A 25,664-nucleotide genomic window follows, 5' to 3' on the forward strand; every position below is an offset into this window, starting at 1 on the left:
ACAAATATAACTCAGAGTCTCAGCACAGAGAATTTCCTAATGGAGGTAGGACAACGAATTAAGAGTGATTCCTGTCCTGCTCCTCTTTTAATTTAATTTCATATGATGATAACGATGTCCATATAGATTCATTTCCCCTACATCTTCAAAACCAATTTTTTCATATAATTTAAGCGCACCTTCATTAGCGTAATCACAATTTAATCCCCATTTTATAGTAGTATCAGTAGAAATTAAATGCTTCAATAATTGTGAGGCTATACCTTGTCCACGGTATTTTGGTATTGTTGCAACAGCCTCAATATACATCTCATCATCGAATGATTCCTTTTCGGGTAATGGTGTACCTAGTCGCATAATATCATCTTCAAGAGGTAAATCGTCCCATTGTTGTTCGAATTTCAGTTCCTCTGTTCCAGGATAAGCAATAATACATCCAACGACCACACCGTCTTTTTCATATACCCAAATATGCTCGTAAAGTGTACGATAAGTCACATTCACAATACTTAATTCAATTGCTTTAATCACACGATTTTTAGTTATTTCCTTGGTAATATCCGGTTCCATATCTTTCTATATCATATAACATAGTTCGGCAATTTGTCTGTTATCACTAGTACGCGCTTTTCTAATCATTCTTTCCCCATCCTTTTCATGTAGATTGCAACACCATTATAAAGAATTTAAATGCTTTAAGAAAATTTATTACAGAATTCTTACACTCTTTTTTTAATATAAGAAATCATAGTATACTAGTAAAATGAAATTTACATTTGATATCATAACATCTTATTTAAAACTATTACTTTTATGAATAAAGCTTTATGTTGTAAAAATAGTAATGAATGTTTGAATTAATAAAATAAGGAGGGCTTAACAATGAAAGTTAACAAAGCAATTTATATTATCGTTGCATTGTTTTTAGGAGGACTAGGTATACATAAATTTTACGCCGATCAAGTAGGTCAAGGCATCTTGCACCTAGTATTCTTCTGGACAAGTATACCAAGTGTTGTTGCAATTATCGTTATATTTACTAAAAAGGCAGATGAATATGGATATATTACTTTCGATAAGAAAGCATAGTTAAAATCATTACATTAAATTTTAGTATTTATTACAATTATATTAATTCCTATATGAACACACGTTTTGTCATTTTATAAATGAATAAACTATTATCAAAAATGAGTCTGGAATATCAATCATTTTTAGGTATTTTTCGCATATTCGCAGTCAATAACTGAATTGTACATACGCTTATAATATTTTTTTCAGCTCTAGTTCTCGTTACGGGGGTAAGACATCGAATTCAATACGAATTCTGTTCCACTCTCATTTTTTGTTGTTTATTTAGTAGTTAGATCAGATTGACTTAATCATAAAATTATCACATAATGCAAAATTTTTAACTAAGTATAACTATTTTTTCTTTAATAAGTTCTAACATCATAATCCCACTTTAATGAGGATTTATTATAAGAATATCCACATCTTCTATACTTTTAAGTTTGTCATCTTCTTTTAAAGTAGCACCTGTATTTGTCTTGTTATTAACTAATACTTTAAATTCTCTTAATAGTATTTCCTTTACCTTTTCCACAAATGACATCAATCATCACAAAAGTTTAATAAATCTGTACAAAGTTTTATTTATTTGTTTATGGTATATTATTATAAAAACCTATATAATGTATAATGTAAAATAAGTATTTAAAGAAACTGTATAAAAGATTTAACTAAGTTTGTCTTTTCATAATGTTGTTACGTACATTCTATTAATAATGAATAACCAAGGATAGCAATAAAATTCTAAAATTTTAATAGTCAGCTATTCATATGTAATATAAAACCCAGCCCAGGACCTAGATATTAAAGACAAGATGCATGTAGATATACTTGTTTATTCTCATTGGGAAGAAATGGTCCTTATCTATTTCTATAATAAAAATTAACTCTGTTCACTATAAAATATCAGAATTTTCTAATTTTAATAATTATTAATAGCAATTTATACTTTTAAAAGTTCGAATAAGGTGTTAATGAAGTGTAGCAAAAAATAGCTGAGTCACTAATTGAATTACTTCTCAAAAAGGTTCATAATTTTACTTTGTCATAAGTTACACCATCTACAGAATTATAACTCTATTTGTAGAGATTAAGCGCATAGAGGATCAATTAAATAGTTATATACATATAAATAAAAGGTTTTGAACAACCTAAATATTCAAAGAATATTGAAGGAGTGAGGATGATACATGTTTAATATCCAGATTGTACCTTCTTTAAACCAACTCTTCCGTGAGACAATATTGAAAATTAATGAATGCATTGTAATTAATTCCAATCAGACTACACCAGATCTACTTATCATTTACGAATCGAGTGATGAGTATTACCATACCATAAAAAGTAAAGTTCATTCTCTACCCGTTATTGTGGTAACAAAAAACAATAATAGAAAAAGAAAGTATGATTTTTATGAAAAAGGCGTCGCTTTATACATTATTCTTAATGAAGAAGACAGGCACCTTATAGAATGTCTAATTATCAATGAAATTAAAAAACACTTAAATTATTTAAAACCTAAATTATTTATCGACTTTGAAAAGCATATATGTATTTTTAAAGATAAAGCGTATGCTTTATCCCATATAGAATTACAGATTTTAAATTTCTTATATAGACATTTGAACCAATACGTATCTAGAGAAGAACTAAAAAATCAGGTGTGGCATACACAAAAATACGTAGGCTCGAACACTATTAATGTATACATACACAGGTTAAGACACAATCTTCAACATTGTGATGATCTAGAAATTATTAATAAAAGAGCAATTGGGTATAAATTAGTCATTAAAGATAAATAAATCATTAATTTCTAAAAATATCCCTAAAGTCACACTTTGCATTTCTTTAGGGATATTTTTTTCAACATCACAATCTTTTTACTAATTTATTAAGAACATATTTGTCCAACTTTTTTCTAAATAGCTAGCTTGTCTCTTTTTATAATTGAGTAAAGATAAAAGCGTACCTATCTGCCCTTCTAATAAACCTACTTTATTCGATATGCGTTGTTGATCTTTAAACATTTCGATATCATGAAACATACATGGATTTTCAGATGAATAGAATGTCATAATCTTATCTGTAACTTTATCAAGATATTTGTTTACCTCTACTATATTAAAATAACTATTGACGTTATTTATAATCGTAAGATGAGACGCTAGACCATGACAAAATGTTGGACTAATTAAATCGTCATTAGTTAATCTCACAATTTTCAGCATTAATCGTTTTGCTTTTTCAATAAGTTCATTGTCATTTAAAGCCAATCCTAATAGCCAAATCGTATTCATTATTCCAGTATCTCCATAGCACCAACCATTCCTCACTGAAACTGATGGATAAATCTTTTCAGCTATATCATAACGATCGAGCCACCCCATGCTATTTTGAAATTCAGGCTTATATATATAATCAGTAACGTCAGAAAGTAGACTCGTATGATGATTAATTTCAATTCCTTTTAATTTACATAAAGATAAGAGTGAAAATGGTCCTAAAATTCCATGAGCCAAACCTAAATTAATATTTCCTAATGTAAACCTGTGTTTATCTATATCTAAAAACTGATTCTCCTTAGAAACTATCCAATGATTTTTTGAATAATGTAAATCTTTAAAGTAATGCATAATTTTTATTAAACTAGATAAAACCTTAGGATTGGCTTCCACTCTATTTAATAAATATCTTCCAACACCTGTTAATCCTTGTATAACATCATAATGTTTAGGAACAGCTTCTATTTTAATGTTAGTGGTTTTTTGGTTAATAAATCTTATTAAATGATCATCTATATTATTTAAAATGATTTGATAGTTATTATTATCTTTTGAAATGATATCAATTGAAAAAGCTATACCTGGTAGCCCACTATATAATGAGAAACCTTCCACTCCCCTTTCTAATTCTCTACCAATCTTTAAAATGTATTGATGTATTAACCTTTCAAGGTTTATATTATATAAGCGTTGATACTCATTTAAGAACAAAATTAAACCCGGATAGCCATGCGATAATGTGTATGAACTCCAATGTTCACTATTATTTTCTATTTGAATTGTTGCATTTTTATAATTAGATAAAAATGCAATTTCTTCTTTAATAATTTCTTCAACTTCATCCATTTATCGTCTCACCACACCAATATTTTTTCGTTTTTTCTATTTCATTAAAAATAGAAAGTACAAATTTTTCTTTGTCACGATTCACACCAAAAATTCTGTTACATCTCATATGAATTAAACTCCCAATTATATAGGTTCTAGGAGTGGATAAAGCTTGATTTAAAGTAATTTTTAATTTCTCTAACTCATGGTAATGACAGTATAAAATATGATGTAGACTTGGTATCTTTTCAGACAAATAATGATAATTATCTTTTGGATTTGTAAGTTTTACTAAGTCATTTTTATATTTTCTTATATCCTTATTGCGGTATAAGTTTTCGACATTGTTATATCTCATTTCATCAATTTCTTTTTGGCTTATTTTCAATTCATTTAACAAGAAGCTAATGGTTATTGCGACTATAAACTCTTTAGGATAAGTAAATGCTTGGTTAATTATATTAATCGCTAACCAACTATCGTACATGAAATAATCTTCAATGGTTTCTATTGATTGAATACCTCCATACCTATGTATTTCTGGTTGATAATCTACGATAGCGTAATGAGATAATTCTGACTCTTTCAGCCAAATTTGTTTATGTTCTAAGAATTTTCTATATAAAAGAGACAAATCTCTAGATTTATTTAATAAACGGAGTTTAATAAAATGTTTATTATCTTTATATTTAATAAAAAAGAAATTTTCTAGTTGATTATCTGCTAAAAGATTACTTACAAATGGTAATAAATATTGAATAATAAACTCATTCTGATAACTTTCTTCAATAAAAAGATGAACGGACAGCCAATCTCTTTTTAATTGCGGATGGCCATATATATTTTGGGGTATATTTATTATCTGTTCATTTGTTTTGTCTTTTCTGTATATTGGAGTAACAATTTCTATAATTCGATCATTATAAGAGTATTGTATGAAACTCTCTAAAAGACATACTCGCCCTTGTTTGTTGATTTCTTTTTTTATTATTGAAATATGATTCTTATTAGATAAATCAATTATTAATCTATTATCACCAAAAGCCATAGTTACATCATTGGGAATAGCATAAAATTGCTGAATCTCATGAAACTTATTTATCCAATTTTCTTGTATACATTTTAAAAACATATCTTTACTTAACTTCCAAGTGGCTGGCTTCAAAATCACATTTTTATATCTAATTCTTGGACAGTAATTAAACATCTCAATACCCTTATCGTTAATTGGCTGAATAAATTTCGTTGTACCTAACGAAACCTCTCTTAGAAACTTATATAAGTTTGAGCATAAAACATAATTCAACATAGTATCCGTTATAAATACGACTCTAGATTTTAAATTTTTAGAAAATAAATATAATTTATTATAAGTGCTGCCTACATATAAATCATCCAAAAGAACTGTAGTAGAAGGCATATCAAGATTTAGCTCTTTAAACTTTGTAGAACTTAAACTAATAAGATTTAAATTTCTAGCATATTTTGGCATTTCATTAATATGGATAATCTCTGTATCATTCTCTTTACTATACTCATTGTATTGTTCATATATTTCATTATTTAATTGATTACGTAAATCTTTCTTAAACTCTTTTGAAAATCTCCCTATTGTTGCACCAGCATTATAAGAAGATACGATTGGACTAATAACTAAAAATTCCTCATATCCTTCAATAGCATCTCCATAGTAAAGCTCACTATAAATTTCTGAAGTTACAGGGGCTTGGTCTGTAGAAATAGTATTATTTCTTTTTAAATCTAGAAAGTCATTTTCAGTAATTTCTATCTCTTGATTGTGAGAAATCGCGTAGAGATACTTTTCTTTTAATAATGGGATATCATTTTGTACTAATTGATTTTCATAAGTGGGGTAACCCATTCCTTTAACATCTGAAAGCAATTCTTTTAAATTCACAAGCTGTTCGAACCCAAATTGTTCCACAAAATTGTAATGAAAATCTTTGATAGTACTTGTTCCTAAATCATTTGGGGAAAGTAACCATAGTATATAAGCAGCTTCACTAATTGTTTTAGATAGACCATTACTTAAAAAGTTATTTTTAGTACCTACACAAGTATCAATTTGGAGATATTCTTTAGCTTCAAACAATTCACGCATTAATTGTCTAATTCTCAAAAAAGTTTCCTTACCTTCTCCAATTTTCATATTTTGGTAAGTTTTTATATCATTATTGATTAATTGAAGTGATTTAAGTATACGATGATTAACATGTCCATAAAAATTTAATATAAACTCTAACGGATTTTCTTTCTTTAATGCAGTTCTTAAACTAGTGAAAATAATTTCTTTATCTAATAATTTCTGTAAAAATGATTTTATTATTGAATCATCGTTAATTAAAAACTTTTCTGAAATTAACTCTAATATGTCTTTAAATGTTAAATCCATATACATATTTTCTTTAATAAATCTAAGTATATCGTTATATTTTATAGAAACGGTATCATTACTATTTTCTTGTAGTAAACATGTTTGATTATCTAAGTAAATACGATCATTAGATATATAATCTCTATCATTCCAAATAACAAAGCTATCTTTATAATAATCATAATTACTTTCAAAAAACCTAATTAATTTACTTAACCACGAACCATCTATTTTAACTCTTTTAGTATAGTTACTAATGTAATTGGATATTTGTATATCAGTTAAGTCTCCAAATTGACCTAATGAAATCCCACTTAACAATCCGTAGGGTGTTCCTCTTGTACTCATTCTAATAAGATATTTTAAGAAACTCTCTTTAGCATTACGAGCTTTCTTAGATTCACTTTCAAATGAAATTTGAGTTAAACTTTGATATAAATGGTATGTCGTAGTCATAATAGCTTCTTCAATTATTGGATTATCGAAGAAAAATTTGTAATCTATATCTTCAACTTTTAAATGTTTAAAGTAAACAGATACTGGTAATAAAGGAGCTCTCATAATAAAATATCTCGATGTTTTAAAAATACTTTTCATTATTTCACCTCTAAAAATAAGCAGAGCTCTCATGAAAGAAACTCTGCTTAAGCATTGCACTTAGATTAACTACTTTAAAGATTTAATTTACAAGTTTTTGGCGCATCCTGGTGTACACCAAATTAAACTTGTATTAGGTGGTGGATCTGCTTCTGAATTACTAATTTCTCTCGCATTTACTTTAACATCAAGGTCAAAAAGATCTTTCTTTTCTTTAATAGCTTTCATTTAAACCACTCCTTAATATTATTAAAAAGAATATTTAAATTCTTTTCATAAACATATTAATACCTTATTTGAATTTTTTCCATATTAAAGTACCTTTATTACTAAAGTGTAATAATAAAATAATGAGTTTAATTTTGTGGTAACTAAATATAATTTTTTATAATATTTAGAAAGTAGGCAAAATTCATTCTGAACTGCTAGTCTCAGTCCCACAAGTTATCACTAATTTGATTTATTTGTAGATACTCTATTGAGGATCTTTAAGTTGGTCCCTAAATCCTCTAACTTGAAGAATTTTGGGATGAAATTCTAAATATTAGGTTTTCCCATATTAGAATTGAAAAGTTACATTTAAGTTCACTCTCAATTTAATCAACTACTATGAGAACGTTTAATAATCTATAAATATAAAGTACTGTATTAAACTCATAATTTCATTAGACTTTTACATTGGAATATATTCACAGAATAACTATTCTATAATTGTGCTTATATTAAATTTTAAAAAAGTTGGTGATAATTATGAACGTACATAAACGTGGTAATACGTATCAATACGACTTTTATTTATGAAGGAAAACGTTATAGAAAAGGAGGTTTTCTTACTAAGCGTGAGGCAAAAATAGCAATGACAATAAAACATAGTAATTTAATAGATGGTTTTTTGAGTTAAGCAATCAAATCGCTTTTGTGAGACTTACTATAGAAAGTGGTTAGAGGTCACAAAATTGGGCGTTATTCATGAAACCTCATATAACAGATATATAACTGCAATCAAAGTGTTTGAGGATTGTTTTGGTAATATTCCAATTAATGAAATAGATTTATTATCTTATAGAACCTTTTTGAGGGATTACGGACAAGGATATTATTTAAATCATGGTGTGATACGTCCTAGAACAACGAATACAATAAGCAAATTAAATAATTGCCTTAATCAGGCATTTGAAAGTGCGATTGAACAAGGTTTAATAAAAAAATACTTGTAAAAATGCTAACCCTAGAGGCGTTAAAGCCTCACAATCAATTGAGGATAAGTTCATGACTTTAAGTGAGTTAAAATCATTAATCAAACATGTAAAAAATAAGCCATATTTATCTTATCTGTATATCTATATCTTAATCATTACTGGTTCAAGATTTAAACCTGTTCAAAGGTTAAGATATGACCATTTAGACTTTGAGAATTCTCGTATCTATTTAGACGATCGAAAGAATATATATTCTGCAAGATTTGTTAAAGTACGAAAAGAAGACTTAGATTATATTCAATCTATAATAGATTTACATGATAAAAATCAAAATGGTTACATCTTTCATAATAAAATAAACTTTATTAACTACAGTACTGTAAATAAAGTTGTTAGTGATTTTTGTTTAAATAATGGATTACAAAAATATACTTTGAAATCTTTAAGACACACACATTGTAGTTACCTACTAGCTAAAGGTGTTTCAATACAATATATTTCAAAAAGATTAGGTCATGCTGATATACATACGACACTTAAAATTTATTCACATATAATTAAAGAATTTGAGAGCGAAGAAGACAAAGAAGTAGTTAACCACTTAAATGAAATTTTCTTGTGACTCAATTAAAAATTATTGTGACTAAAGCACGACTTATTATTAACACTCTTAGTCACAATTTGACTGAAAAATTTAAAATGAATTTAAACTATTAAGAAATTGAATTTTAATAAAATAGATTCAAATCGTTGACACAAAAGGGGTTATAAAATGACAAAAAACGCTTTTAATGAATTTAAACCATTATAAGCGTCTTTACGGAAACGGAGGGATTCGAACCCTCGCGCCGCTCTCGCGACCTACACCCTTAGCAGGGGCGCCTCTTCAGCCAACTTGAGTACGTTTCCATATGGCTCCGCAGGTAGGATTCGAACCTACGACCGATCGGTTAACAGCCGATAGCTCTACCACTGAGCTACTGCGGATTAATATTTAGTTATACTATCTCTATCAAGCACAAGTATTATTATATCAATCTTGTTGAGTTTTTCAAGAGAAATCTTCAAAAAATATACGGAACATTTACACTAATTTAATATTGACGGGCCGCATATTTTAAAAATAAACATAGAATTTTTTAAATTTTAATTTCGTAAATAATCATAGGAAGTTAAACTATTTGTCTTCAAAAAGTGAGTAACGAGAAAGTGCTTCGAAGATGTTTAATGAGGATTGATTATAGTCGATAGATTTTTCAGGATTATTAGATTTCATACGTGATTGTTTATCACATATAGTAGTAAATAATCACATTTGTGTACTGATGCCATAAACTGTGAAAAGACACGTGGAGTATAAATGATTCGTTATTGGCAAAAATAATTTTACTTTTACGATTCTTTAGTTCTTTTATACTTTCTATATAGTGCAGTTAATCCAAATATTTTCTTCTTGTCGATCAGAGTGTGTTGGGAAAAAGTAAGTTGGAAATAATGGAGTGAGTAATATAGGTGGTTTGCTTGAAATACCAGTAATACGATTGGTTTCTCCCTTTTTGCTGATATAATTATTACCATAAAATTTGCATGATCTTTCAATAATACGTTGAACTTTGAATGGACTTTCCTTTCGAGTTTTATCAAATCTGATGATTTCCGCACCGGAAGTTTGTTGATATTCATCATATATAGGACGAACAATCATATCACCTTTCCTAATAACATAAATTGTTTCAATTAAATTAGTCATTAAAAAACCTCACTTTATTCAATTATAAATTAATGCCATTATTTTCTTTTAAAAATAATAACTTAATTTTATCTAGCTCATAAGCAAAGTCAAGTTCTACTTTTATTTTCTTTTTACACATATTTATTTATAAATGTCAGAATATTCATTGATTTCAAAAATTAAAATCTGTATAATACCTATATATCATAAATACGAAAGGTCGTGGTTTTTATGAATCACACTAACGTTAAATATACTACGCTGAGAGACTTTGTAACCACAGTGAATGATTTTGGTGTAGAATTAGTTATTGATGAGGCGTTAAGAAATGCTAGGAAGGCAAAACTTAAAGTTTTAATTGATGAAGCGCTTGTTAATAAGAATAAAGAGGATTTTATGCAACTCACAAACGAATATAAGAAATTGGAAGCATTTTTAAGTGAATAAATTAGACTCGTGTCACTCATTATAAGAGGTCTATTCCCTACTTTAAACGAAGTTGAGAATAGACCTCTATTATTTTTATTTAAGACATTAATCTTATTATTTCATATTTATTTATATCACCAAAATAATGATAAAAGTCATAGTCTCTGAGTGATTCTTCTATATGCTCAAAGTCATGTAAGCACCCTCTAATGCATGCTCTAATTCTGTTACATCACCCTCGCCAAAGAAATCACCAAATATTTTAGCATGTTCAATTCGTCCCTTTTTAACATCTAACTTTATTTGAACAAAACCTTTATCAAATTTTTCTTCACGCTCAAAATTATATTTAGGATTATTACCGTAATTCCATTCCCACGTACGATATTTTTCATTACTTAATTTTTCGATTTTATTCCAATCGTCATCACTTAATACATACTCTTCAACCTTATTTTTCCCAAAGATAGATTTTAAAATAATTTGCTTAAATTCGTTAATATCAATAGGTTCATCTAAAAATTCATCAATATTAGCGACACGTTTTCTGACTGATTTTACACCTTTAGACTTTATTTTCTCTGTATTTACTTTTAAAGCGTTTTGTACTTCATCTAAATCACAATTTAGCATTAATGTACCATGACTAAAAATTCTATTTTTTACTTTGACCATCGCATTTCCAGATATTTTAGCCTCACCAACTTGAATATCATTTCGGCCGATCATTACAGCATTTACTCCGAGTGATTGTAATGCCAGTACAATAGGCATAGTAAATTTTTTAAAGTTGTGAAAACTATTACCATCATCATCAGTGATAAAACTAAAATTTAAATTTCCTGTATCGTGATATACAGCTCCACCACCAGAAATACGTCTAACAACGTCAATTTAATGGGCATCAATATAAGCTTTATTGACTTCTTCAATTGTATTTTGATTTTTCCCAACAATAATAGAGGGTCTATTGATATAGAATAGAAAATAACTTTCTTCAGCAAGAAGATTTTTAAGAACATATTCTTCCATAGCCAAATTGAGCGTTGGATCAGTAACATTATTATTACTAATAAACTTCATAACATTCTCTCCTTAAGTAAAGTCTCTCTATATGCCCTTAACCTAGTTATTAACGATTTATATTAAAATTTCCAATTATGTCTTACTTTTCATATTTGTATATAAGATTCAAGTTTTTTTAAAGATATTAGTTTATTTGTAAAGTAAATTTTAGTACAATATGATCTAGCTATGATTTAAGGGAGGACTCGTAATGACTGTTGCAGAAGTAGGTAATATTGTAGAATTTTATGACGGTTTAAGAGGCCGTGTTGAAAAAATTAATGACAACTCTGTTATAGTAGACTTGACAATTATGGAAAACTTCAATGAATTAGATTTACCAGAGAAAACTGTCATTAATCATAAGCGATATAAAATCGTTGATCAAGAAGGTTAATTATAATGAAAAATGTTTCTAAAGCTTTAATTTGGTTTGTTATAAGTTTCATAGTCTTTCACGCTATATTAATTGTGATGTGGGGTGAACACCAAGAGTACTGGTATTTATATACTGGCATTATGCTAATAGCTGGAATAAGTTATGTTTTTTATCAAAGAGACATTGCATCTAAACGATTATTAACTTCAATTGGAATTGGTATAATTACAAGTATTGTACTTATTGTTGTACAGCTTATATTTGCACTTATTTCATCTGATTTATCGTACGCACCATTAATCAAAGAACTATCTAGAACGGGTGTTTATTTTAAATGGCAAATGCTCGTCACATTATTATTCGTGATTCCATGTCACGAACTATATATGAGAACTGTTTTACAAAAGGAATTAATTAAATTTAATTTGCCCAAATGGGTTAACATTTTGATTGTGGCTATTTGTTCAAGCTCATTATTTATTTACTTAGATAATTGGTGGATTGTATTATTTATTTTTATAGCTCAATTTATTTTATCTCTAAGCTATGAATACACTAGACGTATTGCTACCACTACAATTGCTCAAATCGTAGCCATCATATTACTATTAATTTTCCATGGATAAAAAGCATTTCTTAGCCTCGTTAAATAGATGAGCTAAGAAATGCTTTTTTGTTGAAGTAAAAACAATAAATACAACGTTAACATATTATGAAGAGTAAATTAATAATTTACTCTGAAGTTATGATCTACTTCTATATCATAAATGTTATCTTTTAAATTTTTTCTAATCAGTACACCCATTGTTTCACTATGGGTTTCATGTATTGTTGCATCATGTAAATAGTCTTTATAATTTCTATAACAATAATCTGTCATTGTAATACGATACATTTGGTCCATATCTAAATCATCAATTTGTACTCTATTGAAGGGTTCTTTTGTCATATCAACAGTATATTTAAAACCTTGCCAAATTGTAAATAATGTTTCATCAATAATTGTTAAACTTAATTTTTCATTATTAAATTCTATATACGCATAACTATATTCAAGAATATCTTTAATGTTTTGACCTTTAACAGTTAAATCTACCGGTCTATCGGGATGTGGATACGCCTCATATAAATCCCTATTTTTTATCATATGATTTAATCCATTCTCCCCATTCTTAGATATATGAACGCAAGAAATACTATAATTATAAGCTACTCTTATAGCATCATGTAACAATTGAGTAAAAGGATGAGGATTACAAATAAGTTCTTCGATTCCATTCACAACTAAATTGAAGTTTTTATTTGAAATTATCTCATCTGCCCAATGTTCACGTTTTACGATCATAATACGTTTCTTTTAATAGCAAATCATCTTCATTATAATCGTTTAAATCGATAACTTTAGAATCAATATTTTCTATCTCATAAGAATTCGTTCGTTTTTTAAAATGAATAGATAGATGAACAAGTTCTTCAGCATTTTGGCCAGCTTGTACATATACTGTTTCGTGATCTTTTCCAACTATAGTTTGATGTTGATGAGCTGTAATAATTAAATCAATCATGCCAAGTTCTTCCATTATTTTCTCTGCTTCATTTACATTTTCTTCAATTTTCTGGTTGGATTTACTAATTTTATTTAATCCACCATGATAAATAACTATAAGAAAGTCAGGCTCTTCTACTTCATGAATATATCTTACCCATCTTTTTGCAGAAACTAACGTTTTCTCAATACTGACATCCTCTTCCATTTCAGCATATTCATTTTTCATCAATCCGTCAGCTGTTAATCCAACAATTGCAATTTTTAAATCATTGTATTTCTTAATCGTATAAGGCGTGGAAAAGTATGGTTCACGCGTAACTGTATATTCAATATTAGCTGATAACCAAGGAACCCGAGCTAAAGCTACTGAACGTGTTAAAAAGGATAAACCAAACTTAAACTCATTAGGGCTGATACCACTTGCATCATATTGCATCGCATTCATCAATTTGATCATAGGATGTCGTTTATAAGGTGCCACGATAGCGTAGTAAAAAGCGGCAAGTGAACCTGCTAAACTTCCTCCACTATCTAGTAATATCACATGGTCATTTTGGCTACGAGCTTCATTTACATATGTTCCTGCTCTATAAATATTTGATCCATACTCACCATTTAGGAATTGACTATGCATATCTGAAGTTGCAATAACATCTACAGTAATATTTTCATTTTTTCCATATGGTCATCACTCCCTCCCCACATTAATTTAAGTTTAACACTTTAACAAAATAGAATGTTATTAAACTATCCAACTTTAGTATCTCTATATAATTAAACACTTTTAGCAAAGCAACGAACTTTAACCAAAAGTGTTTATTAATAAATTATCCAATTTGTATACGCTCTCTAGGATAGCTAAACTTATCAGGTTCTCTTCGTCCAGCAAGCATTATAATGAATGAAATAAGCCCTACTCGTCCTATAAACATAAGAACCATTAACACTATCTTTGTTATGTCATTAATATCGCTTGTAATACCTAAAGTTAAACCACAAGTACCAAAAGCTGACATCACTTCGAAGAACACTTGTAAAAATGTTAATTTACCTTGCTCAGTCGCAGATATTATAATCATACTTACAAAAGTTAAAATTGATGCCATTGTAAATACTGCAAATGATCTTTGAACGTCCATAATATGAACTTCTCGATTAAAAATTTTTATACCTGTTTTATCAGCTGTGTTATTAAAGTTAATTACAAATAATATTAAAATTGCAAACGTCGTGGTTCTTATCCCACCACCAACAGAACTTGGAGAGGAGCCAATAAACATGAGAAGACCCATGATGATGTTCGTCGCATCACTAAAATGTGAGACATCAATTGTTTGTAATCCCGCACTTCTTGTCGTTGATGACTGGAATAGTGCATAAAATAAAGATTGATGCCAACTTAATCCTTTAAATGCATGGTTATGTTCAAGTAATAAAATAGCGATAACACCAAATACAAATAAAAACAAATACGTAGATGTTGTAATCCTAGTGAATAATGAAAACCTAAAATTTGTAACTCTATTTTTGATATAAGCTTTCAATTCTAATAATACTGGGAATCCTATTGATCCTAAGACGATTAAAAACATCACAATCGTTTGAACAAAGTAATCTTTAGAGTATGGTATAAGTGATTGTCCCGTTATATCTAATCCACCATTAGTAGTAGCAGATACTGAAACAAATATGCCTTGCATAAGTGCATATTTTAAATCTGGATTGTCTCTGTAGAAATAAAATGCTAATAATAATGCACCTATTAATTCAATAATAATTATTGTTCTCACAATTTCTAAGATAAGTTTAACAGTCCCACTCATCGTATCTCTATTATTATCTAACATAATAAGTTGACGCTCTCTGATTCCAATATGTTTACCCATTACTACCCAAAGTAAAGTACCAATTGCCATTACACCAATGCCACCAATATTTAAAATTATCAAAATAATAATCTGTCCAAATGTAGAATAAGTATCTACTATTGTAATCGGTGATAATCCAGTAACACTAATTCCTGAGACAGCAATAAATAATGTATCAATTGGATTGACATCAATACCTTGTTTATGAACATAGGGTAGGTTTAAAAGTAAAAATGCAACGATGATTGCAAAGAGATAATAAAGAATAATCCCTTGTTGAGGACTCGATTTCTTAAGTAATTGACTTAAAACAGACATTTATTTCACCTCAACGTTAATTATTTCAATTTAATTTTAATATTTTTCTCAGTACCATTTCTATAAATTTTAGCTGTTAAAGTTCGCAAATCGTCTTTATGACTGAAGATAATTTGTCTATATCGTAAGTTATCTTCGATAGTTTTACCATCTAATTCTACTATTACGTCGCCACTTTGCAAGCCAGATTTTTCACCTAAACCTTTTTGTTGTACCTCACCTATAACTACACCATTATTAACTTTTGAAGGTAAGTTTATTGAATCTTTTTCTGAATCACTCATATCTGCTACATTTTTAATTTTAATCCCTGTATTAGGATATGTAACTTTACCTTTATCTTCCAATTGCTGAGCAATCTTACGTACATCATTGATAGGTATGGCAAAAGCCATTCCTTCAACATTTTTCATATCGATTTTAAGTGACACAATACCTATGAGTCTTCCATCACTATCAACAACTGCTCCTCCAGAGTTACCAGGATTAACTGATGCATCAATTTGAAAAGCTTTCATTAACACATCATAGCTATCATCTTTATCAATATCAACCGGTACACGTCTATTAAGTCCAGAAATGATACCTTGAGAAACGCTACCTTTAAAATCCGTACCTAAAGGATTACCTGCAACAAGTAATGATTCACCTAATTTTAAATTATTAGAATCACCCATAGTTATAGTTTGGATATTATTATCTGCAACCTTCGCTTTCACAACTGCTATATCTGACCATTTATCTTTCCCAATCACTTTACCGATTACTGATTTATCATTACTATATGTAATTTTTTGTTTTTCTTTATCTCCAACTACATGAGCATTCGTTAGAATATAAATAGAGTCGTCCACTTTTTTGTAGACGACACCTGATCCTATTTCATTATCAAAACCTGCTTTATTTTGAGGTGCAGTTGTATTGTTTGATAAATCATTTTCAACCGTGACGACTGACTTTACTGTATTATTAGCATTTTTCATCGTATTTGTATAACCTTTATTAGTTCCATCAAAAGCACTGTCGTTAGTATGGTCGTTCTTATTAACTGTTGTAAAAATAGCATTAAGTATTAATAATAATAATATAATACCTACAATAATTAGAAGTTTAGGCCAATGTTCTTTAAAGAAAGTTATAGTAACACTTTTAATGTGATTAAATGTATTATGATTCTGACTTGTAGATTTTTTGGGTCGAGAACTTTGAGATCTCGACTTACTTAAATTGTCTTCGTAAATTTTACTTACAGTTTGTTGGCACTCATTATTATCATGGTGAGAATTCGTATTGTCGTCCTTTTCTAACTCATTAGATTGATTTAGTGTTTTATCCGATGATTTACTTTTAGACATTGATTCCGACTGTTTCTCACCATTTAAAGTTGAACTATCATTCTTTGGTGGTTGGGGTTGATCTTCATTAGAAGTTGTTCGTAATTTACTTTCTGATTGATTATCAGCTTTTATTTTTCTATGCTGTGTTTTATTTGCAGTTGTGACATCATGAGGTGTTATAGAATCCTCTAAGTCTTTTTTTATAGAACCATTGGTATCATTTTCCAAAGACTTTTCTTTGATATCTTCTCTGTCATTTTGTTGTCTATCTTTAGCTAAATCATTTTGTTGTTGTATATCATCTTGAGTTAATTTTTCTATCCTAGCTTTACGTAAATTATCTTTTACACGTTCCTCATTCACTCTTGATTGTTTTTGTTCTTTTGCAGCTTGCTTTAATTTAGATTCTTGTTCTTGTTTTATACGTTCTTCTCGTTCTTCATTATAAAAGAATTCGCGTCTTTCACGACGATACTGACTACGTGGTATGACTTGTTTTTTATCCTTATCCACTTGATGACCCACTCCTATAGTTACTTTAAACTAATTTTATATCTTTATTGATTACGTCATTTCTTTGTTATTTTACTTCATAGTTATGCTTAAGTTTATAATATAAATTTTAATATTTTCACTATAAAACTGCAATGTTCAATTAAAAAAGTCAAAAAGAATCTCCACTCAAATAGATAATGAATGGAGAAAAAATCTAATTAATTATTTATTTTTCTTTTTGTTTTTAATAACCGAAGTAAACCATCCTATTAATACTAATAATATTAAAACTGCCCAGAAAATAGATTGCCATAAAACACCATGTGGAAACTCTTCTGGTAATATTCCAATATCAGGATGTGCAATTACCATAACAACTAATTTAATACCAACCCATCCCACAATAGCAAATGCTGCACCTTCTAAACCGGGGTATTTATTAAGTAATTCAACAAACCAGCTTGCAGCGAATCTCATTAGAATGACACCTATCATTCCACCTAAGAACATAACAATAAATTGACCTAAGTCCATGCCACCAAAATGTATACCGACTTTAGGTAAAGTCACTGCTATAGCTAATGCAGCAAGCATAGAGTCAATCGCAAATGCAATATCTGCAAATTCTACTTTAAATACTGTTCCCCAAAAAGATTTAGCTCCAACTTCTTTCTCAATTCCTGACTCATCGTAATAATGATCATCACCGGTATCCTTATAATGTTCTTCTTCGGATTTATGGAAGAAATCCCATAGATTTTTGATGGACATATAAATTAAATAAATTGCACCAATCACTTGAATCCACCAGAAATTGGCAATAATACTAATCAAAAATAAGGCTATAAATCTAAATATAAAAGCACCTAATAAACCATAAAACAATGCCTTTTTTCGCTGGTTAGATGGTAAATGTTTGACCATTACAGCCATTACAATCGCATTATCGGCCGCTAATAAACCTTCTAAGAACACAAGTACTACTAGTACCCATAGATACGGCAAAATCAAACTTGGATCCATAGTGGACAACTCCTTTTAAAAAATACAAATAAAGAGACCTATGCTATTTTATAGCAAAGGTCTCACTTAGCAATAGCTTTGCCCACTTTACCGGAAGGCTTACCTTCGTAATGACGATAAAATGTTGAATAGTAGATTATACATTACTATTCTCAAGTTACTCCCCTCTGACGATAATGTCATAGGTATTCATTTGTTAATAACAGTATACATAGAATGTCATAACAACACAATCTAAAAATACACCTTCATATCTGATATGTCTAAAAGATAGCCTTCATTTAATAGATTAAACTTCAAATTATAACAAACTATATAACTTGATATCAGGGAATTTTTCTTCAAACCAGCGTGTTGCAAATTCATTTTCAAATAGGAAAACAAAGTTATTATAACGATCTTTTACTAGAATTGAACGAGACGTGTTCATGTTATCTTTGATATCATATTCATTTTCAATCCAACGTGCAATCTTACGTCCAACTGGTTCCATAACAACATCAACATTATACTCATTTTTCATACGGTGCTCAAAAACTTCAAATTGTAATTGACCCACCGCACCTAAGATAATTTGATTCGTATGCAACGTTTTATAATATTGTATTGCACCTTCTTGTACTAATTGTTCAATACCTTTATGGAAATGCTTTTGTTTCATAACATTTTTAGCTGACACTTTCATAAAGATTTCAGGAGTAAACTGAGGTAAATCTTGGAAACTATATTTTTGTTTACCACCAACTATGGTATCGCCGATTTGATAGTTACCTGTATCGTATAATCCAATAATATCTCCCGCAACAGCATGATTAACTGTTTCTTTATCATCTGCCATAAAAGAAGTCGAACGTGTCACTTTTTGTTTTTTATTTGTACGTTGTAAAGTCACATCCATTCCTCTTTCGAATACGCCACTAACAACACGCATAAATGCAATACGGTCACGGTGTTTAGGATCCATATTAGCTTGAATTTTAAAAATAAACCCTGAAAAATCTGTATCAAAAGGACTTACCTCTACATCTTCGTTTGTTTGTCTTGCATTCGGCATTGGTGCATGATCGACATAAGCATTCAAGAAATTTTGCACACCAAAATTAGCTAAAGCTGAGCCGAAGAAGACCGGGGTTAATTCTCCTTTTAATAATGCTTCGTTATCAAAGTCTTCACCCGCTTCATCAACAAGCATTAATTCTTCAATAGCTTGTTCAAAGGCACTATCATTTTTAATTATATGATCTTCTTCTAGTTCATATTCATTGTTTAAATGCAATAAATTGTCTTCATCTCTAAATGGTTCAATCATTTTGGAGTGTCTATCAATAATACCAAAGAAATTTTGTCCCATTCCTACTGGCCAATTCATTGGATAGGTATCAATATTAAGTGTTTCTTCAATTTCATCTAATAATTCAAATGGTTCTTTACCTACTCTGTCTAGTTTATTAATAAAAGTAAAAATTGGAATACCACGCATTTTACAAACCTTAAATAGCTTTAAGGTCTGTGGTTCAATACCCTTGGCGCAATCAATAACCATTACTGCACTATCTACCGCCATTAAAGTACGATATGTATCTTCAGAAAAATCTTCATGTCCTGGTGTATCCAAGATGTTAATTTTATAATCATCATAATCAAATTGCATCACAGAACTTGTAACTGAAATACCACGTTCTTGCTCTACTTTCATCCAATCACTCGTAGCAAATTTGCCAGTTTTTTTACCTTTAACCGTACCGGCTTCTCGTATCGCACCACTAAAATATAATAATTTTTCAGTTAGGGTTGTTTTACCAGCATCCGGGTGAGAAATGATGGCAAACGTTTTTCTAGACTCTACTTCTTCCTTTAAGTTCATTTATTATTCTCCTTTTAATCTGTAATTATCCATTTAGTAATGTCGCGTGCGAGTGCATCAGCTTCATTTTCAGTATATAAATTAAAAAATTGCATGACTAGTTCTTCTTGTATGTTTTTTTCTTCCATACTTGTAGATAACTCTATAGACCAAAAAAGTTCTGCAAACGCTAGCATAAGTAAGTTTTTCTTTTTAAATCTATAAAAGTAAACGTTGAGACCTATACCATTGCATTGAAGTGTTTTAATCTTCAACTGACCCACCGCCAAATTTTTTATAAGCTGCTTCTAAACCAATTAAATCATCGCGATGAGGTACTTTGACGTGACCTGGCATAATTTGATAAGGTTCTCGTCCTTTAGATGCTAATACCACAGTATCTCCGGGTTGAGCTGCTTCAATCGCATGTTTAATACCTTCTGCGCGGTCTTCAAACTCAACATAATTATTGTGAGTAGCACCTTTTGCTAATTCTGCAGTTAACATTTTAGGATCGTCATTCGCAGGATTATCTGGTGTAAAAATAACATAGTCAGCACGACATGCAACTTTTCCCATTTCAGGTGTTTTCGTCATGTCTCTCTCTCCAGCCATACCGACTAAAAAGATTAATTTCTGTTTAACAAATGGTTTAACTGCATCAATCAATTTATTCATACCATCAGCAGTGTGCGCATAATCAATAATTAAATCGATAGGTAAAGATGGATCAAGAACTTCCAAACGACCTTCTACAGGTTCAAGTGTCGTAACAGCATTAACAATATTTTCAAATGAAGCGCCTTTACTCCAAACTGCTATCATTGCTGCCATAATATTTGAAATATTGAAACGCCCAACATATGGTGATTTTACATGATAGTCCCCAAATGGTGTACTTAAATCAAATTCAACGCCATGTAAAGATTCATTTATATTTTTAGCCATAAATTGAGCTTCATTCTCGATACCATATGTAAACACTTCATAAGGTGTCACACTTGCCAAATATTTAGAAAAATCATCATCGTTATTTAAAACAATATACTTTTCTTTAGCTAAATCTTCTCCTAATTGACTGAATAGTAGAGATTTGGCGTGACCATAAGCTTCCATTGTTCCATGAAAATCTAAATGGTCTTGAGTTAAATTTGAAAATATCGCCACATCAAATTCAACACCTCTTAAACGGCCTAAAGCTAAACCGTGACTAGAAACTTCCATTGTCATTGCTTCCGCATTACTTTCAACTGCTTCTTTGATTTTTTTAGTAAGTGATACTGTCTCAGGAGTAGTATTCGCTCCTTTTGTTTTAGTTTCATTAATTTGGAAGCCATTTGTACCTAAATAGGCACTATTTTTATTTAATTTTCTATAGATTAAATGAATCATAGTTGCGATGGAAGTTTTACCATTAGTTCCAGTAACACCATATATTGTGAGTTGATGACTGGGAAAATCAAATAAATGATGTGCCAATAAACTTGCAACACGTAACGTATCAGGAACAACTACTTGTGTAACTTCACCTTCAAGTTGCACTTCTCTGTTGACTACTATAATACGGCATCCTTGTTCTATTACATCTTGACAAAATTTGTGACTATCAACCGTATATCCTTTTGACGCTACGAATATACTTCCTTCTTTTGCTGTACGTGAATCAGCAGTAATATCATTGACTTGGATGTCTAATGTTCCTATTACGTTTTTTACTCTTATTTTTTCGAACAATGCACTCGCATTCAAAATGTATCGCTCCTTTTTTTACAATAATTCTATTATACACGTTTTATTCACGTTAATAAATTTATAATTATTCAATGATGAAATGCATATATCATGATGCAATCAAGTATGATTTTAAGTGAAGAAACAATACTCATTGCCTCTCTTTTATTAAAATAAAGCAACTATTATTAAGGAAATGTTAAAATAAACTTAAAATTCTTTAGAAGCCTCACAATATTAATACATTATATTTCAATTAATGCTACCATAGACGTGAGTTAGATTAATATAAAGATATTGCAAAGACATTTTTAAGTTAAGACGAAACTTTAATTGATTACTTTGAAAATATTTGTGAACTTGGTTATGTTATAATGCATAAATACAAAATTTTAATTCAAATCATTTTATCACAGAGTGATAAACATAAATGAATTTTATACTGTATTTATATTAATTTGAGAAGTCTTTTGATTGTCGTTTTGTTCCTTTTATAATGTATGAAAATACGTTACAATTATTATAAATTTTAAAAATTAATGGAGGGTGGCTATAAATGGTTACTCAAAATAAAAAGATATTGATTATTACTGGGTCTTTTGGTAACGGTCATATGCAAGTTACGCAAAGTATTGTAAACCAATTGAACGAAATGAACTTAAGTCATTTATCAGTAATTCAACATGATTTATTTATGGAAGCTCACCCAATTATGACTTCTATATGTAAAAAGTGGTATATCAATAGCTTTAGATATTTTAGAAATATGTATAAACGGTTTTATTATAGTCGCCCTAATGAGCTTGATAAATGCTTTTATAAATACTACGGGTTAAATAAATTAATCAATTTACTCATTAAAGAGAAACCCGATTTGATTTTATTAACATTCCCGACTCCAGTCATGTCAGTTTTAACTGAACAATTTAATATCAATATTCCAATTGCTACTGTGATGACGGATTATCGTATGCATAAAAACTGGATTACTCCATATTCACAAAGATATTATGTTGCAACCGAAGATACTAAACGTGATTTTGTTGAAGCAGGCGTATCTGCGTCTCATATTAAAGTGACTGGTATCCCAATTGCAGATAAATTTGAGGAACCTATTAATAAAGAGGTTTGGTTATCAAAGCATCATCTTGATCCTAATAAACCCACTATCCTCATGTCTGCGGGTGCATTTGGTGTTTCTAAAGGTTTCAACTATATGATAAATGAGATTCTAGAAAAAAGTCCTCACTCACAAGTAGTAATGATTTGTGGACGAAGTAAAGAACTTAAACGCTCTTTAAAAGCTCAATTTAAACATAATCCAAGTGTTTTGATATTAGGATACACAAATCATATGAACGAATGGATGGCATCAAGCCAACTAATGATTACGAAACCTGGAGGAATAACTATTTCTGAGGGATTGACACGTTGCATACCAATGATTTTCTTAAATCCAGCGCCCGGTCAAGAACTTGAAAATGCGTATTATTTCGAAGAAAAAGGTTTCGGTAAAATTGCAAACACACCAAATGAAGCCATTGATATTGTTTCAGATTTAACGAATCATGAAAACAAACTAAAATCAATGACAATTCAGATGCGAAAATCTAAAGTAGGTCATTCTACTCGAAAAATATGTAGAGATTTATTAGACTTAATTGGTCACTCATCACAACCTGAGGAAATATACGGAAAGGTACCTTTATATGCAAGATTCTTCGTTAAATAATTACTCTAATAACAAAAATTTTGTTATTATGTTAGTTATTTTATTCTTGATGGAATTTGCTCGCGGCATGTACATACTAAGTTATATTAACTTTTTGCCAACTGTCACATCTATAGCTATTGCAATTACATCTTTTGCATTTTCCATCCATTTTATAGCTGACGCAGCAACAAATTTTGTTATCGGTTTTTTACTTAAGAAATTTGGTGCAAAACTAGTTCTAACAGCTGGTTTCTTACTCGCATTTATTAGTTTGTTCTTAGTTATATGGTTTCCAGCATCGCCTTTTGTCATTATATTTAGTGCAATTATGCTCGGAATTGCAGTAAGTCCAATATGGGTTATCATGTTATCTAGTGTTGAAGAAAGAAACCGTGGCAAACAAATGGGTTATGTTTATTTTGCATGGTTACTTGGGTTGTTAGTAGGTATGGTGGTAATGAATTTATTAATTAAACTACATCCTACTCGTTTCGCATTTATGATGTCACTAGTAGTTCTTATAGCTTGGAGTCTTTACTATTTTGTTAATATTCAGTTAACGAATTACAATACCAAACCAGTCAGAGAACAACTAAAACAAATTGTTGACGTTACAAAGAGACATCTTGTGTTATTTCCCGGGATATCATTACAAGGTGCAGCCATTGCAGCTCTAGTACCTATTCTACCTAAATATGCAACAAAGGTAGTTAAAGTATCAACTGTAGAATATACAGTAGCGATTATTATAGGAGGCATTGGTTGTGCATTTTCTATGCTATTCCTTTCTAAAATAATTGATAATAATAGTCGTGGATTCATGTATAGCATTATCTTTGGTGGATTTATTTTATATACTTTACTTATTTTCGGTTTATCAATGGTAACGAGCATTTATACTGTATGGATTATTGGTTTGTTTATTGGTTTAATGTACGGAATCTTACTTCCAGCGTGGAATACCTTTATGGCTGGCCATATTAACCCGGATGAGCAAGAAGAAACTTGGGGTGTATTTAATAGTGTTCAAGGATTTGGATCTATGATTGGCCCATTAGTAGGTGGACTTATCACTCAATTTACCAATGATTTAAATAACACATTTTACTTCTCTGCAATGATTTTCCTTGCCTTAGCGGTATTTTACGGATATTACTTTATAAGTGGCAAACAACAACAGCAAAAATAAGACGTTCAGAACCATCTCTGAACGTCTTATTTTTAGTATTAGGTAAATGAATTGACTATCTAATACTCCATCTATCTTGATTAGCTTAACTTAAATGTTTCAATGACTAACCATTTGTCCTCATCATCATTATATTTAAGTAGAGAAAGCTCTCCAATTGTCTCTTTATGATCGACCCCCGCTAATTTAACCTGACCATAAATATCTTCAAACTCTTGACTAGTTAAACCCTGAGCAATTGTAAAATGCGGTACAAATGTATGCCCAGCTATTCCAAAGAAATCGTCATTATTAAATTGATCAAATAATCTTTCTAATGATTCTGTTTTAGCAACTTTAAAGTAAATCACATTTGTTGTTGGAGCAAAATTTGAAGCTTTCGTAGCATGTACTTCCACGGGTTTAATATCACTAATACGATTTTTCACATCATTTTTTAATGATTCTAATTCATTATCGTCAATCTCAAATTGAGACTTAATAGTAATATGAGGGATAATTTGAGCATAATGAGTGTCATAACGCTTGCGATATGCGTTCACCTCATCTTGAAATGACTTAGACGGAACTAACGCTAATCCTAAAATCATTTAAATTCCTCCTTTGTTTAACTTGTT

Annotated in this window: 19 protein-coding genes, 2 tRNA genes, 6 pseudogenes and 1 riboswitch; of the genes and pseudogenes, 9 read left to right on the plus strand and 18 right to left on the minus strand. The window is 29.7% G+C overall.

Annotation, left to right across the window (positions count from 1 at the left end; genetic code table 11):
- Positions 1 to 87 precede the first annotated feature (87 nt).
- Positions 88 to 639 (minus strand): annotated as a pseudogene (locus DYE57_RS08475) (GNAT family N-acetyltransferase).
- A gap of 243 nt (positions 640 to 882) precedes the next feature.
- On the opposite strand from DYE57_RS08475, the gene DYE57_RS08480 reads away from it, so the two are divergent.
- A complete protein-coding gene (locus DYE57_RS08480) occupies positions 883 to 1,089 on the plus strand; it encodes a TM2 domain-containing protein (protein ID WP_115313661.1) in 207 nt (68 codons plus the stop codon).
- A 376-nt stretch (positions 1,090 to 1,465) separates the two neighbouring features.
- Here DYE57_RS08480 and DYE57_RS11870 read toward each other — a convergent pair whose 3' ends face one another.
- Positions 1,466 to 1,606 (minus strand): hypothetical protein, encoded by a 141-nt coding sequence (locus tag DYE57_RS11870; RefSeq protein ID WP_165417906.1) that lies wholly within the window; start codon positions 1,604 to 1,606, stop codon positions 1,466 to 1,468.
- A gap of 655 nt (positions 1,607 to 2,261) precedes the next feature.
- On the opposite strand from DYE57_RS11870, the gene DYE57_RS08485 reads away from it, so the two are divergent.
- Positions 2,262 to 2,876, plus strand: a complete 615-nt coding sequence (locus tag DYE57_RS08485; protein WP_115313662.1) for a winged helix-turn-helix domain-containing protein — start codon at positions 2,262 to 2,264, stop codon at positions 2,874 to 2,876.
- An 81-nt stretch (positions 2,877 to 2,957) separates the two neighbouring features.
- Here the strand turns inward: DYE57_RS08485 and DYE57_RS08490 are convergent, their stop codons facing one another.
- From DYE57_RS08490 to DYE57_RS08500, 3 genes are all read right to left on the minus strand, one after another.
- Positions 2,958 to 4,202 carry a lanthionine synthetase C family protein gene (locus tag DYE57_RS08490; RefSeq protein ID WP_115313663.1) on the minus strand — a complete coding sequence of 415 codons (1,245 nt, stop codon included), beginning with the start codon at positions 4,200 to 4,202 and terminating at the stop codon, positions 2,958 to 2,960.
- Positions 4,195 to 7,176, minus strand: a complete 2,982-nt coding sequence (locus DYE57_RS08495; RefSeq protein ID WP_115313664.1) for a lantibiotic dehydratase — start codon at positions 7,174 to 7,176, stop codon at positions 4,195 to 4,197. Before DYE57_RS08495 ends, DYE57_RS08490 begins: the two co-directional genes overlap by 8 nt.
- 87 nt (positions 7,177 to 7,263) lie before the next feature.
- Entirely contained in the window at positions 7,264 to 7,404 is a 141-nt protein-coding gene (locus tag DYE57_RS08500; protein WP_115313665.1) for a gallidermin family lantibiotic, read from the minus strand.
- Positions 7,405 to 8,132: 728 nt separating this feature from the next.
- On the opposite strand from DYE57_RS08500, the gene DYE57_RS12410 reads away from it, so the two are divergent.
- On the plus strand, positions 8,133 to 8,393 hold the full coding sequence (locus DYE57_RS12410) for a phage integrase SAM-like domain-containing protein (protein WP_232619662.1): 261 nt from the start codon (positions 8,133 to 8,135) through the stop codon (positions 8,391 to 8,393).
- A 52-nt stretch (positions 8,394 to 8,445) separates the two neighbouring features.
- On the plus strand, positions 8,446 to 8,997 hold the full coding sequence (locus DYE57_RS12415) for a tyrosine-type recombinase/integrase (RefSeq protein WP_232619661.1): 552 nt from the start codon (positions 8,446 to 8,448) through the stop codon (positions 8,995 to 8,997).
- Positions 8,998 to 9,195: 198 nt separating this feature from the next.
- Here the strand turns inward: DYE57_RS12415 and DYE57_RS08510 are convergent.
- From DYE57_RS08510 to DYE57_RS08520, 3 genes and pseudogenes are all read right to left on the minus strand, one after another.
- Positions 9,196 to 9,284: transfer RNA gene (locus DYE57_RS08510), tRNA-Ser, on the minus strand.
- 3 nt (positions 9,285 to 9,287) lie between these two features.
- Positions 9,288 to 9,362 (minus strand) — tRNA-Asn (locus tag DYE57_RS08515).
- A 190-nt stretch (positions 9,363 to 9,552) separates the two neighbouring features.
- Positions 9,553 to 10,125 (minus strand): annotated as a pseudogene (locus DYE57_RS08520) (competence protein ComK).
- A 213-nt stretch (positions 10,126 to 10,338) separates the two neighbouring features.
- On the opposite strand from DYE57_RS08520, the gene DYE57_RS08525 reads away from it, so the two are divergent.
- Complete coding sequence (locus DYE57_RS08525; protein ID WP_115313666.1) at positions 10,339 to 10,554, plus strand: IDEAL domain-containing protein; 216 nt, start codon at positions 10,339 to 10,341, stop codon at positions 10,552 to 10,554.
- 79 nt (positions 10,555 to 10,633) lie between these two features.
- Here DYE57_RS08525 and lplA read toward each other — a convergent pair.
- Positions 10,634 to 11,619, minus strand: a pseudogene (gene lplA, locus DYE57_RS08530) (lipoate--protein ligase).
- A gap of 193 nt (positions 11,620 to 11,812) precedes the next feature.
- On the opposite strand from lplA, the gene DYE57_RS08535 reads away from it, so the two are divergent.
- Together DYE57_RS08535 and DYE57_RS08540 are read left to right on the plus strand one after the other, a co-directional pair.
- Complete coding sequence (locus DYE57_RS08535; protein ID WP_115313667.1) at positions 11,813 to 11,998, plus strand: YkvS family protein; 186 nt, start codon at positions 11,813 to 11,815, stop codon at positions 11,996 to 11,998.
- Between the two features lie 5 nt (positions 11,999 to 12,003).
- A complete protein-coding gene (locus DYE57_RS08540) occupies positions 12,004 to 12,606 on the plus strand; it encodes a CPBP family glutamic-type intramembrane protease (RefSeq protein WP_115313668.1) in 603 nt (200 codons plus the stop codon).
- A 98-nt stretch (positions 12,607 to 12,704) separates the two neighbouring features.
- On the opposite strand, the pseudogene DYE57_RS08545 reads toward DYE57_RS08540, so the two are convergent.
- The 8 genes and pseudogenes from DYE57_RS08545 to DYE57_RS08575 form a co-directional block, all read right to left on the minus strand.
- Positions 12,705 to 14,163, minus strand: a pseudogene (locus DYE57_RS08545) (bifunctional metallophosphatase/5'-nucleotidase).
- A 193-nt stretch (positions 14,164 to 14,356) separates the two neighbouring features.
- A complete protein-coding gene (locus tag DYE57_RS08550; protein ID WP_115313669.1) occupies positions 14,357 to 15,715 on the minus strand; it encodes a TrkH family potassium uptake protein in 1,359 nt (452 codons plus the stop codon).
- A gap of 20 nt (positions 15,716 to 15,735) precedes the next feature.
- A pseudogene (locus DYE57_RS12875) lies at positions 15,736 to 16,851 on the minus strand (S1C family serine protease); the annotation flags it as partial.
- Between the two features lie 495 nt (positions 16,852 to 17,346).
- Positions 17,347 to 17,565, minus strand: a pseudogene (locus DYE57_RS12880) (serine protease); the annotation flags it as partial.
- Between the two features lie 204 nt (positions 17,566 to 17,769).
- A complete protein-coding gene (locus DYE57_RS08560) occupies positions 17,770 to 18,570 on the minus strand; it encodes a TerC family protein (protein ID WP_115313671.1) in 801 nt (266 codons plus the stop codon).
- A gap of 68 nt (positions 18,571 to 18,638) precedes the next feature.
- Positions 18,639 to 18,748: riboswitch (yybP-ykoY riboswitch) on the minus strand.
- Between the two features lie 123 nt (positions 18,749 to 18,871).
- The gene (locus tag DYE57_RS08565; protein ID WP_115313672.1) at positions 18,872 to 20,434 is read right to left on the minus strand and encodes a peptide chain release factor 3; all 1,563 of its coding nucleotides are present in this window, start codon (positions 20,432 to 20,434) and stop codon (positions 18,872 to 18,874) included.
- A gap of 14 nt (positions 20,435 to 20,448) precedes the next feature.
- Positions 20,449 to 20,688 carry a YueH family protein gene (locus DYE57_RS08570; RefSeq protein WP_115313673.1) on the minus strand — a complete coding sequence of 80 codons (240 nt, stop codon included), beginning with the start codon at positions 20,686 to 20,688 and terminating at the stop codon, positions 20,449 to 20,451.
- Positions 20,678 to 22,162 carry a UDP-N-acetylmuramoyl-L-alanyl-D-glutamate--L-lysine ligase gene (locus DYE57_RS08575; RefSeq protein ID WP_115313674.1) on the minus strand — a complete coding sequence of 495 codons (1,485 nt, stop codon included), beginning with the start codon at positions 22,160 to 22,162 and terminating at the stop codon, positions 20,678 to 20,680. Before DYE57_RS08575 ends, DYE57_RS08570 begins: the two co-directional genes overlap by 11 nt.
- A gap of 538 nt (positions 22,163 to 22,700) precedes the next feature.
- Between DYE57_RS08575 and DYE57_RS08580 the strand changes: the two genes are divergently transcribed.
- Together DYE57_RS08580 and ltaA are read left to right on the plus strand one after the other, a co-directional pair.
- The gene (locus tag DYE57_RS08580) at positions 22,701 to 23,876 is read left to right on the plus strand and encodes a diglucosyl diacylglycerol synthase (RefSeq protein WP_115313675.1); all 1,176 of its coding nucleotides are present in this window, start codon (positions 22,701 to 22,703) and stop codon (positions 23,874 to 23,876) included.
- Complete coding sequence (ltaA, locus tag DYE57_RS08585; protein ID WP_115313676.1) at positions 23,854 to 25,047, plus strand: lipoteichoic acid biosynthesis MFS flippase LtaA; 1,194 nt, start codon at positions 23,854 to 23,856, stop codon at positions 25,045 to 25,047. Before DYE57_RS08580 ends, ltaA begins: the two co-directional genes overlap by 23 nt.
- Before the next feature lie 80 nt (positions 25,048 to 25,127).
- Here the strand turns inward: ltaA and DYE57_RS08590 are convergent, their stop codons facing one another.
- The gene (locus tag DYE57_RS08590; RefSeq protein ID WP_115313677.1) at positions 25,128 to 25,637 is read right to left on the minus strand and encodes a YjcG family protein; all 510 of its coding nucleotides are present in this window, start codon (positions 25,635 to 25,637) and stop codon (positions 25,128 to 25,130) included.
- Between the last annotated feature and the right edge of the window lie 27 nt (positions 25,638 to 25,664).

This window comes from Staphylococcus saccharolyticus (genome assembly GCF_900458815.1).
GTDB lineage: Bacteria > Bacillota > Bacilli > Staphylococcales > Staphylococcaceae > Staphylococcus > Staphylococcus saccharolyticus.